The 13,827-nt window shown below is 56.7% G+C and carries 11 protein-coding genes; 6 read left to right on the forward strand and 5 right to left on the reverse strand.

Annotation, left to right across the window (positions count from 1 at the left end):
* Positions 1-201 precede the first annotated feature (201 nt).
* On the forward strand, positions 202-1,404 hold the full coding sequence (gltS, locus tag DD597_RS20440) for a sodium/glutamate symporter (protein ID WP_099543946.1): 1,203 nt from the start codon (positions 202-204) through the stop codon (positions 1,402-1,404).
* A 3-nt stretch (positions 1,405-1,407) separates the two neighbouring features.
* On the opposite strand, the gene recG is transcribed toward gltS, so the two are convergent.
* The 5 genes from recG to gmk are packed head-to-tail and all read right to left on the reverse strand — an operon-like array spanning position 1,408 to position 7,274.
* Positions 1,408-3,489, reverse strand: coding sequence for an ATP-dependent DNA helicase RecG (gene recG, locus DD597_RS20445; RefSeq protein WP_015570052.1), 2,082 nt, complete (start codon positions 3,487-3,489; stop codon positions 1,408-1,410).
* A 3-nt stretch (positions 3,490-3,492) separates the two neighbouring features.
* Complete coding sequence (trmH, locus tag DD597_RS20450) at positions 3,493-4,182, reverse strand: tRNA (guanosine(18)-2'-O)-methyltransferase TrmH (protein WP_003860922.1); 690 nt, start codon at positions 4,180-4,182, stop codon at positions 3,493-3,495.
* Positions 4,183-4,186: 4 nt separating this feature from the next.
* The gene (gene spoT / locus DD597_RS20455) at positions 4,187-6,301 is read right to left on the reverse strand and encodes a bifunctional GTP diphosphokinase/guanosine-3',5'-bis pyrophosphate 3'-pyrophosphohydrolase (RefSeq protein WP_003860921.1); all 2,115 of its coding nucleotides are present in this window, start codon (positions 6,299-6,301) and stop codon (positions 4,187-4,189) included.
* Between the two features lie 19 nt (positions 6,302-6,320).
* Positions 6,321-6,596: a DNA-directed RNA polymerase subunit omega gene (gene rpoZ / locus DD597_RS20460; RefSeq protein ID WP_000135058.1), complete on the reverse strand. Its 276-nt coding sequence runs from the start codon at positions 6,594-6,596 to the stop codon at positions 6,321-6,323.
* Between the two features lie 54 nt (positions 6,597-6,650).
* Complete coding sequence (gene gmk, locus DD597_RS20465) at positions 6,651-7,274, reverse strand: guanylate kinase (RefSeq protein WP_006177710.1); 624 nt, start codon at positions 7,272-7,274, stop codon at positions 6,651-6,653.
* A 250-nt stretch (positions 7,275-7,524) separates the two neighbouring features.
* Between gmk and ligB the strand changes: the two genes are divergently transcribed.
* From ligB to DD597_RS20495, 5 genes are all read left to right on the forward strand, one after another.
* Positions 7,525-9,195 carry an NAD-dependent DNA ligase LigB gene (gene ligB / locus DD597_RS20475; protein ID WP_129256551.1) on the forward strand — a complete coding sequence of 557 codons (1,671 nt, stop codon included), beginning with the start codon at positions 7,525-7,527 and terminating at the stop codon, positions 9,193-9,195.
* A gap of 708 nt (positions 9,196-9,903) precedes the next feature.
* On the forward strand, positions 9,904-10,200 hold the full coding sequence (locus tag DD597_RS20480; RefSeq protein WP_022650140.1) for a hypothetical protein: 297 nt from the start codon (positions 9,904-9,906) through the stop codon (positions 10,198-10,200).
* A gap of 115 nt (positions 10,201-10,315) precedes the next feature.
* Positions 10,316-10,960 carry a YjbF family lipoprotein gene (locus DD597_RS20485; protein ID WP_023323966.1) on the forward strand — a complete coding sequence of 215 codons (645 nt, stop codon included), beginning with the start codon at positions 10,316-10,318 and terminating at the stop codon, positions 10,958-10,960.
* On the forward strand, positions 10,957-11,694 hold the full coding sequence (locus DD597_RS20490; RefSeq protein ID WP_045332966.1) for a capsule biosynthesis GfcC family protein: 738 nt from the start codon (positions 10,957-10,959) through the stop codon (positions 11,692-11,694). The genes DD597_RS20485 and DD597_RS20490 overlap by 4 nt, the downstream gene beginning before the upstream one ends.
* The gene (locus DD597_RS20495; protein ID WP_072163320.1) at positions 11,694-13,787 is read left to right on the forward strand and encodes a YjbH domain-containing protein; all 2,094 of its coding nucleotides are present in this window, start codon (positions 11,694-11,696) and stop codon (positions 13,785-13,787) included. Before DD597_RS20490 ends, DD597_RS20495 begins: the two co-directional genes overlap by 1 nt.
* Positions 13,788-13,827: the final 40 nt, after the last annotated feature.

Here is a 13,827-nt window from a genome sequence, read left to right on the forward strand (position 1 = left end):
GCGGGCATTTTAGCTGACCACCTGGTAAAAGCAAACGATTGCCAGCAAAAAAAAGAGAGAAAATCTGCCGGTGTGAGCAGCTTTTCTACAACGAACAGGAAAAAAAAATTACACTTTTCGCGCCGGCGGCTCATGACGAGCATCACCCGGCCCAGGATAACGCCGCGTGTGTATGGAATACGCGCATAACAGGAGCCTTTTATGATTCATCTCGATACGTTGTCGACCCTTGTTGCCGCAACGCTGGTTCTTCTGCTTGGTCGCAAGCTGGTACACAGTGTTTCCTTGCTGAAAAAGTACACCATTCCTGAACCCGTCGCCGGTGGTTTGCTGGTGGCGCTGGCCCTGCTGGTACTGAAAAAAAGCATGGGCTGGGAAATCGATTTTGATATGTCCCTGAAAGATCCGTTGATGCTGGCCTTCTTTGCCACTATCGGCCTGAACGCTAACCTCGCAAGCCTGCGTTCGGGTGGCAAGGTGCTGGGCGTGTTTCTGATTGTTGTGGTGGGCCTGCTTCTGATGCAAAACGCCATCGGCATCGGTATGGCGTCATTGCTGGGGCTGGATCCGCTGATGGGTCTGCTGGCGGGGTCGATTACCCTGTCAGGTGGCCACGGAACGGGCGCGGCGTGGAGCAAGCTGTTCATCGAACGCTATGGCTTTGAAAACGCAACGGAAGTGGCGATGGCCTGCGCGACCTTTGGCCTGGTGCTTGGCGGGCTGATTGGCGGCCCGGTGGCGCGCTATCTGGTGAAACACTCCACCACGCCGGAAGGCAGGCCAGACGATGAAATGGTGCCGACCGCATTTGAAAAACCGGACGTTGGCCGTAGTATCACCTCGCTGGTGATGATTGAAACCATCGCCATGATTGCTATCTGCCTCACCGTGGGCAAAATCGTTGCGCAATGGCTGGCGGGAACGGCTTTCGAACTGCCAACCTTTGTCTGCGTGCTGTTTATCGGGGTGATCCTGAGCAACGGTCTGGCGCAGATGGGCTTCTACCGCGTCTTTGAGCGCGCAGTGTCCGTGCTGGGGAACGTCAGCCTGTCGCTGTTCCTGGCGATGGCGCTGATGAGCCTCAAGCTGTGGGAACTGGCCTCGCTGGCGCTGCCGATGGTGGCGATCCTGGCGGTACAGGCCGTGTTTATGGCGCTGTATGCCATCTTTGTTACCTGGCGCATGATGGGCAAAAACTATGATGCGGCGGTACTGGCAGCGGGTCACTGTGGGTTTGGACTGGGGGCAACGCCAACGGCCATCGCAAACATGCAGGCGATCACTGAACGGTTCGGTCCGTCGCACATGGCGTTTCTGGTGGTGCCGATGGTGGGGGCATTCTTCATTGATATCGTCAACGCGCTGGTCATTAAGCTCTACCTGATGCTGCCGATGTTTGGCTGATCGTCAGGCGTTGGAATACCGCTCGGTTTCCGGCATCCAGCGTTCAATTAACGCTGCCGCCTGTTCGGGGTAGCGTTCATGAATATGACGCGCAAGGCGTTGTACTTCGGGGATCATGGCCTGATCGCGCAACAAATCCGCCACTTTAAATTCGGCGTTACCCGTCTGACGCGTGCCCAGCAGTTCACCCGGGCCGCGGATCTCCAGATCTTTTTGCGCAATGACGAAGCCGTCATTGCTGTCGCGTAATACCTGCAAACGCATCTGCGCGGTTTTCGACAGCGGGGCTTTGTAGAGCAGCACGCAGTGAGAGGCGATCGCGCCACGGCCCACACGGCCTCGTAGCTGGTGGAGCTGCGCCAGGCCCAGGCGCTCCGGGTTCTCAATAATCATCAGGCTGGAGTTCGGCACGTCCACGCCCACTTCGATAACCGTGGTCGCAACGAGTAAATGCAGTTCACCCTGTTTGAACGACTGCATCACCGCCTGCTTTTCGGCAGGCTTCATGCGCCCGTGAACCAGACCGACGTTCAGCTCCGGCAGGGCGAGCTTTAACTCTTCCCATGTGGCTTCGGCAGCCTGCGCTTCCAGCAGCTCAGACTCTTCAATCAGGGTACAGACCCAGTAAGCCTGACGTCCTTCGTGGGTGCAGGCGTTGCGCACGCGGTCAATGATGTCGCTGCGGCGCGTGTCCGGAATGGCGACCGTTGTCACCGGCGTACGACCCGGGGGGAGTTCGTCGATGGTGGAGGTATCCAGATCGGCATAGGCCGTCATCGCCAGGGTGCGCGGAATCGGCGTGGCGGTCATGATCAGCTGATGCGGGTGGAAGCCCTGTTGCAGACCTTTCTCCCACAACGCCAGACGCTGATGAACACCAAAGCGGTGCTGTTCGTCGATAATCACCAGCGCCAGGCCGTTAAACTGCACCTGTTCCTGGAAAATGGCGTGCGTGCCGACAATCATCTGCACCTGCCCGCTGGCTATCGCCTCCTGCTGCGCAAGGCGCGCTTTGCCCTTCTGCTTCCCGGCCAGCCAGCCCACTTCAATTCCCAGCGGGGCAAACCAGTTACGGAAATTGTTGGCGTGCTGCTCGGCCAGCAGTTCCGTCGGTGCCATCAGCGCCACCTGCTTGCCGTGGGCGATAGCGCGCAAAGCGGCCAGCGCGGCGACCAGCGTTTTACCGGAACCCACATCGCCCTGCACCAGGCGCATCATCGGCACATCCAGCGCCATATCGCGTTCGATCTCGGCGGTCACCCGCGCCTGGGCGCCGGTGGGTTTAAACGGCAGTGAGGCCAGCAGCTTATCTTTGAGCTCATCACGCTGGCTTAATGGCTGCGCGTGGAAACGCTGCGCACCTGCGCGCAGGGCCAGCATGCTCAGGTTGTGAGCCAGTAATTCCTCAAGGATAAGACGCCGTTGGGCGGGGTGTTTACCGCTCTCTAAATCAACAAGCTGAAGCGTTGGCGGTGGGCGGTGCAGGGTGCGCAACGCCTCTGGCAGGCTCATCATGCCCTGCGCCAGCTCCGGCGGCAGCAGCTCGTTAATGGCGCAGGTATCGAGCAGCTCCAGCGCCTGGTCGGTGAGCTTGCGCAGCGTAGCCTGCTTAATGCCTTCAGTGGTTGGATAGACCGGCGTGAGCGTCTCCTGTAGCTCAGGTGAGCTGAGATCGCCCTGCACGCGGTATTCCGGGTGGATCATCTCCGCGCCGTATTTGCCCCGTTTGGCTTCACCGTACGCAAGTACGCGTCGTCCAGTGGCAAGGCTGTTTTTCATTGCCGCATTGAAGTTGAAAAAGCGCATGGTAAGAATACCGGTGCCGTCGCTGATCTGGCAGGTCATCATCCTGCGTCCGCCAAAGGTGATGTTGCAGTTCAGCACTTCCCCTTCAACGGTGGCGTAAATAGCGGGCAGCAGATCGCCAATTTTATAAAGCTGAGTACGGTCTTCGTAACGCAGGGGGAGGTGGAGCAGGAGATCCTGCACGGTGTGCAGGCCAATCTTCGCCAGTTTACTGCTTTGTGCCGCGCCCACGCCCGTCAGGCTGTTGAGCGGTATAGCGTCCAGCAGGCGGCCTTTCATGATTTATCCCGCGTACTGCATGGTGGACCACCACTCGGCATCGGCTTCAATTTCGCCCTGCGCGTTGACGTGGGGGTAAGGCAATTTCTTCTGCTTCGCAACGCGAGCCAGCACCGGATAGCCACCTTCAAACAGCAGGCGCTGCTGCTCCTCTTCCGGCAGCATGCTGTTGCTGCGCTCGTACATTCCGGCATTCTGACGCTGGCGCTGCGCTTCATACAGGATCAGCGCTGAGGCGACCGACACGTTGAGTGACTGGACCATGCCAATCATCGGAATGATGATGTCCCGATCGGCCAAATCCAGTGCTTCCTGCGTGATCCCCGTTTTCTCCTGGCCCATTAAAATACAGGTCGGACGGGTGTAGTCGATCTCACGGAAATCCACGGCTTTAGCAGAGAGGTTGGTTGCCAGAACCTGCATGCCACGCCCTTTCAGGTGCGAGACCGCTTCACCAATAGTCTGGTGAGTTTTCACGGATACCCAGCTGTTGCTGCCTGCGGCGGTGGAGGCCATGGTACGCATACGTGCGCCTGGCCAGACGGCGTGGACTTCATGCACGCCGACGGCATCTGCGGTGCGGACGATAGCAGAGACGTTATGAGGTTTATGGACCTGCTCCATGCAGACCGTCAGATCAGGCTGACGCCTGGCGAGCATTTCGCAGATTCGCTCGTAACGTTTTGAATTCATAATGCTAGTTTCGGTTACGGGTGACTTTAATGACATCCGGCATCACGCGGATCTTGCGCATAATATTTGCCAGATGCACGCGGTCACGGGCGGTCAGGCGAATAAAGGCGCTGTAAACGCGGCCATCTTTTTCTTCCGTATTCAGGCTTTGAATGTTGGACGAGGCCGTGTTAATCGCTGCCGTCAGGTTCGCCAGTGCACCCTGGTGGTTGAACATATCCACCTTGATTTCAGTGATAAATTCCTGCGCCGTCTCTTTATCCCACTCGACCGCCATGAACTTCTCAGGCTCTTTCTGATAGCCACGGATGTTACGGCAGGATTCGTGGTGGATCACCAGCCCTTTACCCGGGCTGACGTGCGCAATAATCGGGTCGCCTGGGATAGGACGGCAGCATTTGGCGAAGGTGATGAGCACACCGTCAGCGCCTTTGATCGGCAGGTGACCATGATTTTGCGTGGTGGCAGGAACGGCTGTCGTTTCACCTTGTTGCAGGTTCTTCGCCACGACCACGCTCATGGCGTTGCCGAGACCAATCTCTGCCAGCAGGTCATCCAGCGAGGCGAGCTTCATACGCTCCAGCTCATGCTGAATGTTTTCTGGCGGGATCTCTGCCAGTTTGCGGCTGCCACCCAGCGCGTGATTGAGCAGACGACGCCCCAGGCTAACGGAGTCGTCGCGCTTAAGGTTTTTCAGCAGCTGGCGGATTTTTGCGCGCGCTTTTGAGCTCACGACAAAGTTCAGCCAGGCGGCGTTAGGACGTGCCCCCGGCGCGGTAATGATCTCCACCGTCTGTCCGCTGAAGAGCGGCTGCGACAGCGGATAAGGCTGCCTGTCGACGCGGGCACCTACGCAGGCATGGCCGATATCGGTATGCACGGCGTAAGCGAAGTCGACCGGTGTCGCGCCCGCAGGCAGTTCGACAATGCGCCCTTCCGGCGTGAAAACGTAAATCTCATCCGGGAAGAGATCGGATTTAACGCTCTCGATAAATTCAAACGAGCTACCTGCGCTCTGTTGCAGCTCCAGCAGGCTCTGCATCCAGCGCTGGGCGCGGATTTGCGCGGTGGTGCTGCTTTCACCACCGTGCTCTTTATAGGCCCAGTGTGCCGCGACACCCATTTCCGCCATCTGATCCATGTCTTCGGTACGAATTTGCACCTCAACCGGAACGCCGTGCGGGCCAATCATCGAGGTGTGCAAAGACTGGTATCCGTTCGCTTTTGGAATGGCGATGTAATCTTTGACGCGCCCCGGGCGTGGCTTGTACAGGCTATGCATCTGCCCCAGCACGCGGTAGCAGGTGTCCGAGTCGTGGACGATCACGCGGAATGCGTAGATATCCATGATCGAGTGAAAACGCTGCTCTTTGAGCACCATTTTGCAGTAGATAGAGTACAAATGCTTTTCGCGACCGCTCACGCGGCACGGAATGCCCGCTTCCTGCAAACGCCCTTCGATTTCAGAGAGGATCTTTTGAATCATCTCTTTACGGTTACCGCGAGCGGCTTTCACCACCTCTTTAATCACGCGATAGCGGTTCGGGTACAACGCCTCAAAACCCAGCTCTTCCAGCTCGGTTTTAATGTGATGAATACCTAAACGGTGCGCCAGCGGACTGTAGATTTCGAGGGTTTCACGGGCGATGCGGCGACGTTTATCCGGGCGAAGTGAGCCCAGCGTGCGCATATTGTGGGTGCGGTCAGCGAGTTTGATGAGGATGACGCGGATATCCTGCACCATCGCCATGATCATCTTGCGAAAGTTTTCGGCCTGCGCCTCTTTCTTGTCGCGGAATTTCAGCTTATCAAGCTTAGAGACCCCTTCCACCAGCTCGGCAACGCTTTTGCCAAACAGCTGTTCCATGTCCTGGTAGGTGGCAGGGGTATCTTCAATCACGTCATGCAGCAGGGCGGCCATCAGCGTTTCGTAGTCGAGTTTCATCTCGGCCAGAATACAGGCCACCGCTACCGGGTGCGTGATATAGGGTTCACCGCTTGAACGTGTCTGGCCCTCGTGAGCGTCACGTGCAACGAGATACGCCTGCTGAAGACGCTTAATCTGGTCTTCAGGCAGGTAGGTTTGAATCAGTTGATTCAGGCTTTCAAACAGATACAAGGGCGACCCGCAGGTTTAATTAACGACGACCTTCAGCAATAGCGGTAACAGCTTGTAATTCAGCGGCTTCCTGCTCTTGCTGCTCCTGGCGCTCACGCACGTCGAGGATCTGGTTGTTGATCAGACCTTCTTCGATTTCGCGAAGTGCAATAACGGTGGTTTTATCGTTTTCTTCCGGTACCAGCGGATCTTTACCGCCTACCTGCATCTGACGAGCGCGACGCGCGGCGACCAGCACCAGGTCAAAACGGTTACCAATTTTCTCTACAGCGTCCTGAACAGTTACGCGTGCCATACTTAAAATGCTCCACAGGTGAAGAAATGACTGGGCATGATACTGAAAGTGGGTTCAGTCTGCCAACAGTTTGGTGATTAATGCGTCATGTCGCTGCTTCTGGCGGCTCATACGCAGGCGTTCTGCGCGAAGGATAGTTTTGAGATCGCTCAGCGCGGCATCAAAATCATCATTCACAATAAGGTAATCATATTCCGCGTAATGGCTCATTTCTGCAACAGCCTGCGCCATACGCTTCGCGATAACTTCTTCGCTGTCCTGGCCGCGACCACGCAGGCGGCGATCCAGTTCATCTTTCGATGGCGGTAAAATAAAGATACTGCGCGAATCAGGCATTTTCTTACGAATTTGCTGCGCGCCCTGCCAGTCGATATCCAGGAACACGTTCACGCCGGTCGCCAGAACCTGCTCAATGGTTTCACGCGAAGTACCGTAGTAGTTACCGAATACTTCTGCGTGTTCAAGAAACGCGTCTCTGCCAATCATCGCTCTGAATTCGTCGTGATTTACAAAGAAATAGTGTTCACCGTGCACTTCACCCGGACGCGGTGCTCGCGTGGTGTGAGAAACAGAAACCTGCGTATCGTACAACGGTTGGGTTTTTAACAGTGCCTGAATAAGGCTGGATTTACCCGCGCCACTAGGGGCAGAAACAATATAAAGCGTGCCTTGAGCCATGAGAGTCTTTTGTATGTGTTAACGAAGAAGTCCTACATACGGGCTTATTATACACGTCGCCGCTGTGTGACGTAGTCTTTGTCACACTTTTTCCCCCGGATGATTAAATTTTGCGTGCCGTTTTCAGCTTTTACCTTCCTTTTGCTGCAACAAAAACAATGCGCTGAAGCGCGCTCGTAAAATGCATTTTTGCAGCTGGTCTGCGGCTCCCGGGCAGGGTATACCCTTCGCAAAACAGGGAGGGGTAATAATGGTGAAATGGATAAGCATACTGATGATCTTCTTAAGCAGCGGGGCGATGGCTATCTGCCCGGTCTGGTCACCGGCTAAAGCCGGGCAGGAGATCGCGGCCCTGAAGGCGCAGCTGACCCGCTGGAATGAAGATTACTGGAAGCAGGGCAGCAGCGAGGTGAGCGACGACGTTTACGACAGGCTTAACGCCCGCTTAAAGCAGTGGCAGCGCTGTTTTCACGATGAGCCGCTGCACGACGATCCTCCTGCCGCCAGCGGGACGGTGAAGCATCCCTTCGCCCATACCGGCGTGCATAAGGTAGAAAGCAAGCAGGCGCTTAGCCGCTGGATGGCGACGCAGCAGGATCTCTGGGTACAGCCAAAGGTGGATGGTGTTGCGGTCACCCTGGTCTACAAAAACGGCAAGCTGGCGCAGGCGATCAGCCGGGGCGACGGCTTACAGGGGGAAGAGTGGACGGCACAGGCGCGAATGATCCCCGCTATTCCGCAAACACTGGCCGGGCCGCTTGCCAACAGCGTGTTGCAGGGGGAACTTTTTCTGCTGCGCGAGGGGCATATCCAGCAGCGGATGGGGGGGATGAACGCGCGTGCGAAGGTAGCGGGGGCGATGATGCGCGCGACCGATCGCGCAGCGCTGAAGCAGACAGGCATTTTTATCTGGGCCTGGCCGAACGGCCCAAAAGTGATGAAAGCACGCCTTTCCGCGCTGGCGGAGGCTGGTTTTACCCTGACGGCGCGCTATACCCTGCCGGTTAAAAACGCGGCTGACGTGGAAGCGCAGCGGACGGCCTGGTTTAAGGCTTCGTTGCCCTTCGCCACGGATGGCATCGTGGTCCGCGCCTCGGCAGAGCCGCCGGGCGAGGAGTGGCTGCCGGGGGAAGGAAGTTGGGTCGTCGCATGGAAATACCTTCCTGTGGCCCAGGTGACGGAAGTCAAAGCGATTCACTTTACCGTTGGCCGTACCGGGCGGATCACCGCGATTGCGCAGCTTGAGCCGCTGATGCTCGACGATAAACACGTACAGCGCGTCAGCTTAGGGTCAGTTAACCGCTGGCAGAGGCTGGATATTGCCCCCGGCGATCAGGTGCTGGTAAGCCTGGCGGGACAAGGTATTCCCCGGCTGGATAACGTGGTGTGGCGCAATGTGGATCGCCGTAAACCACAGTCGCCCTCATCGCGCTATAACGGCTTAACCTGTTTCTATGCCTCCCCGGAGTGCATGGAGCAATTTTTTGCCCGGCTGACGTGGCTAAGTTCCAGGCAGGCGTTAGATATTGAAGGTATGGGCGAATCAGGATGGCGGACCCTCTATCAGGCGCATCGGTTTGAGCACCTCTTCTCCTGGCTACAGCTCACGCAGGCGCAGCTCACCGCGACGCCGGGGATATCGGCATCGCATGGCGCTGCGCTGTGGCATCAGTTTAACCTGGCGCGGGAGCGTCCTTTTATCCGCTGGATCACCGCGATGGGAATACCGCTGGCCCGGTCGACGCTCAAGGCGGCAGGGGATCGCACCTGGCAGGCGCTGATTCAGCGAAGCGAAGCGGAGTGGCGGCTGCTACCGGGTGTCGGGCAGGAGAAAGCCCGCCCGATCGTAAACTGGCTGCATCAGCCTCAGATTGATGCCCTGGCAAAGTGGCTGGCCGCAGAGCACATCGGTGGATTTTAATCTGCATGCGCTCCTGAACAGACTGGCGAGGGAGGAAAACATTTTCGCTGCCGTGAAATAGCGTATTTATGAGACGCGGTTTATATACGCAGTAATTATGAATATAAATGAATTATTCATGATAAATATATTTTGAGGAAATATTATTCCCGATCCTGATTTCAGGGTTTACTCTGCTTGTGTTTTTATTTTTCTCGAGAGGTTGGTTTAATTGATCTCAATCATTATTAATCGAGAACACTAGCCGGTAATGAAGGCGTTATAGGTGATGTAGTCTGTTTGCTTGACGTGGTTTTGCTTTTAATTTCAGTTGGTTAAATGTTTAATTAATAATATATTGAGTTTTTTCTGGTTAACAATTGGTCATATTTATTCTGCCGGAAATCATTGCGTCAAATTATTATAAGAATTATCTTATCCAAAATTTTTAAGGTAGTTACCGCTGGGGTGCATTTTGCATCACTTCTGCGTTTTCCTTTCTTTTTGCACCCCGTGAGGGAGTTAACTATCTGAACTCCAATTGAAGCAATTAAGGGTACCGAAATATATCCTGGCGGTTTATATGCGCTGGTGTTCAGAGCCCAGGGCTTTTACATGGATGATTTTCCGTCCCTGTCGGGCCGGAATTCAGCCCCGGGCTTTATGCCCGTTAACCGGGACCTGGTTTCCAGGTGCTCATATTTTCCTTCATTTGAATGAGGACCAAAAATGAAAAGGACGCTTTGTACAGTGCTGACGGCACTCACGCTGGCGACTGCCTTGCCTGCTATAGGCGCTACCACCGAAGCAGGTAGCACCAGCGCAGCAACAACCGGAACAACAACCGGAGCAACGGTGGGAACTACCGCTGGCACTACGGGGGGACTGGCGGCAGGGGCGATTGGGACAACCGCTGTTGTCACCACCGCTGCGATTGCCGGCGTAGCGACGTTAGCCGTTGTCGCGGCAAGCGACAGTGGCGATGACTCAAGCAATGGTACTTCCACGACGACAGTTACCCGCTAAGGCTGGTGCGCAAGGCGATATAGCCTTGCGCTGAACAGCGCAACGACTTGACCCGGCGTCGATATCAAAGCCGGGTATTTGATTGATTTCAATGTTATTTAATCAAGGATTTCTGGTGAGACTGTTTATTCTGCTCATCGTGACTCTGCTGATCCAGGGGTGTACGCCGAGCCAGCAGAGCATTATTGAGACCTTTAACGCCAGTCTGGACGGGCGCCAGGATGTGACGGTAACGGACGGGCAGATTCAGGCGCTCCCATACTCAACCATGTACCTGCGACTGGATAATGGCCCGAGGATCCTGGTGGTTCTCGGATACATCGAACAGGGAAACAGTAAATGGTTATCGCAGGATAATGCGATGATCGTCACGCATAACGGTCGCCTTATCCACACGCTCAAGCTTCCTTATAACCTGCTTGAGGTAACCAATCTTGAGCACGATCCGCTGCGCCACACGCCGCAGCTCCGCGACGGCAGCCAGTGGTCGCGTGATGTGCGCTGGCAGGAAGAGGGGCGGTATCGCTCCGCACACCTGACCTCGCGCTTCTCCCTGAGCGGGACGGAAAACCTGACCCTTGCCGGAAACACGCTACGTTGTCAGGTCTGGCAGGAGGCGGTGCAGGCCGACGGCCTCGATCGTCGCTGGCATAACACCTTCTGGATTGATTCCGCTACCGGCCAGGTACGCCAGAGCGAACAGATGCTCGGCGCGGGCGTATTCCCTGTCGCCATGACGATGTTGAAGCCCGCCCCATGAACAGACTCAGAAAATGGTTACCTGGCGTAGGGCTATCTCTCTTCAGCCTGTCCGCCTTATGCGCAAGCGTCGTTACCGTGCATCAGCCGGGCAAAACGTGGTCTGCTGAACCGGCTGATACGCTCTCCCGGCTGGTCACCCAGCCGCAGCTGAACAACGTCTGGTGGCAGGGGGCTGTCATCGCAACCCCTTCCGCCACGCTGCGCGCGCAACAGACGCAACAGCAGGTGCTGGCGTCGCTTTCAGCCTGGCAGAATCGCGCCGATGACGAGCGGATCGCGACCATTCGCGCTGTCGCTGCACAGATCCGCTCCCTGCGGATCGTCGGGCGGCAGTTTGTCAGCCTCGACCCAGATGCCGTGCGTACCGACGCCCGCGGCGATCGCTCCCTTGAGGGCCGTTACGATCTGTGGCTCTCTCCTGCGCCCCGTACCGTCACGCTGATGGGGGCGGTCGTCACGCCGGGGAAACGGGCCTGGCGACCGGGCGCAAGCATCCGGGACTACTTACAGGGGCAGTTGCGGCTGGCCGGCGCCGACAGGAATAACGTAACCGTTATCGATCCTGACGGCAGTACGGTTGTTGCGCCGGTGGCGTACTGGAACGCACGCCATATTGAAGCAGAGCCGGGCGCTGTTCTGTGGGTGGGGTTTGATCCCCGGGCGGTACCGGACGATTTTACCGGTCTGAATGAGCAAATCATTGCGCTCCTGACGCGGCGGATACCTGACTGATGAACAAACTTTTTTTACTGAGCGGCCTTGCTCTGGCGATCTCTTCTGCCTGCCACGCGGAGCTGCGTACCTGGCCCGATCCGACCGGACCGTCACAGTCCGATTTTGGCGGCACCGGCCTGATGCAAATGCCCGACGCGCGCTTTGGCCGGGAAGGGGAATTCAGCGTCAACTACCGCGATAACAACCAGTACCGTTTTTACTCCTCTTCGGTCGTGCTCTTCCCGTGGCTGGAAGGGACAATTCGCTATACCGACGTCCGCACCCGTAAATACAGCAGCGACGAGGATTTCAGCGGCGATCAAAGCTACAAGGATAAGTCGTTCGACTTTAAAGTTCGTCTGTGGGAAGAGGACTATAGCCTGCCGCAGGTGGCGCTCGGCAAGCGTGATATTGCAGGCACCGGCCTGTTCGATGGTGAATATCTGGTTGCCAGTAAAATGGCCGGACCGGTCGATTTTACCTTTGGAATAGCTTGGGGATATCCCGGTAATAGCGACAACGTGGGTAACCCGCTTTGCCATGACAACAATAAGTATTGCACCCGCGGCGAGTCGCATGATGCCGGAGATATCAGCTTTAGCGATATGTTTCGTGGTCCGGCGTCTCTGTTTGGCGGCCTCCAGTATCAGACGCCCTGGCAGCCCCTGCGCCTGAAGCTTGAGTATGACGGCAACAATTATGCCGATGATTTTGCCGGCTCCATTAAGCAGTCGAGCCATATTAACGTGGGGGCGGTCTATCGCGTTGCCGACTGGGCCGATCTCAACCTCAGCTACGAGCGCGGCAATACGCTGATGTTTGGCTTCACCCTGCGGACCAACTTTAACGACCTGCGCCCCGCGTTGCGTGATAACCCGAAACCGGCCTGGCAACCGGCACCGGCAGGCGAGACGCTGGACTATACCTCTGCGGCGAACCAGCTCACCGCGCTTAAGTACAACGCAGGCTTCGATGCGCCGGAGATCCTTCAGCACGGCAATACCTTATACATGACCGGCGAACAGTATCGCTATCGCGATCCGCGCGAAGCGGTGGATCGTGCCAACCGTATTCTGATCAATAACCTGCCCGACGGGGTCGACACGATCGCTATCACCCAGCAGCGTGATCATCTGCCGCTCGTCACGACGCAAACCGATGTCGCCAGCCTGCGCAAACAGTTGGCGGGGCAGCCGCTCGGCCAGGAGGAGGCGCTCAGGCAGCAGCGCGTCGAGCCTGTGGATACCACAGCATTCGGGCGTGGTTACCGTATTCGCGCCGATCGCTTCAGCTACAGCGTTAAACCGACGCTGGCGCAGTCGCTGGGCGGTCCGGAAGATTTCTATATGTTCCAGGTGGGGGTGATGGCCAGCGCCAGCTACTGGCTGACCGATCGTCTGCTGCTCGACGGCGGCGTGTTCGCCAACCTCTATAACAACTACGACAAGTTCAAATCCTCGCTACTTCCCGCTGACTCCAGCCTGCCGCGCGTCAGAACCCATATTCGCGATTATGTCAGCAATGACGTCTACATCAACAACTTACAAGCCAACTATGTCGATGCGCTGGGGAACGGCTTCTATGCCCAGATTTATGGCGGCTACCTCGAAACCATGTACGGCGGCGTGGGAGCAGAGGCGCTCTGGCGCCCGCTGGATAGCGACTGGGCGCTGGGCGTGGATGCGAATTACGTCAAGCAGCGCGACTGGGACGACATGATGCGCTTCACCGACTACAGCGTGCCAACCGGATTTATCACCGCCTACTGGAACCCGGCGAAGCTCAACAGTGTGCTAATGAAGCTGAGCGTCGGGCAGTACCTGGCGAAGGATAAAGGCGCCACCCTCGACGTCGCGAAACGATTCGACAGCGGCGTGACGGTAGGCGTCTGGGCGGCGTTGACCAACGTCTCGAAAGAGGATTATGGCGAAGGTGGCTTTAGCAAAGGCTTCTACATCTCGATCCCGCTTGATCTGATGACGATCGGCCCAAATCGCAACCGGGCGGTAGTCTCGTGGACGCCTCTCACGCGTGATGGCGGCCAGATGTTAGGCCGTAAATATCAGCTCTATGACATGACGTCAGAACGCGAAACCCCGGTAGGGCAGTAGTACCGGATGAAACAGGCATTACTTAACCAGATGATTTTCC

Source organism: Enterobacter cloacae complex sp. 677-3DZ2D5B (assembly GCF_004136695.1).
GTDB lineage: Bacteria > Pseudomonadota > Gammaproteobacteria > Enterobacterales > Enterobacteriaceae > Enterobacter > Enterobacter hormaechei_C.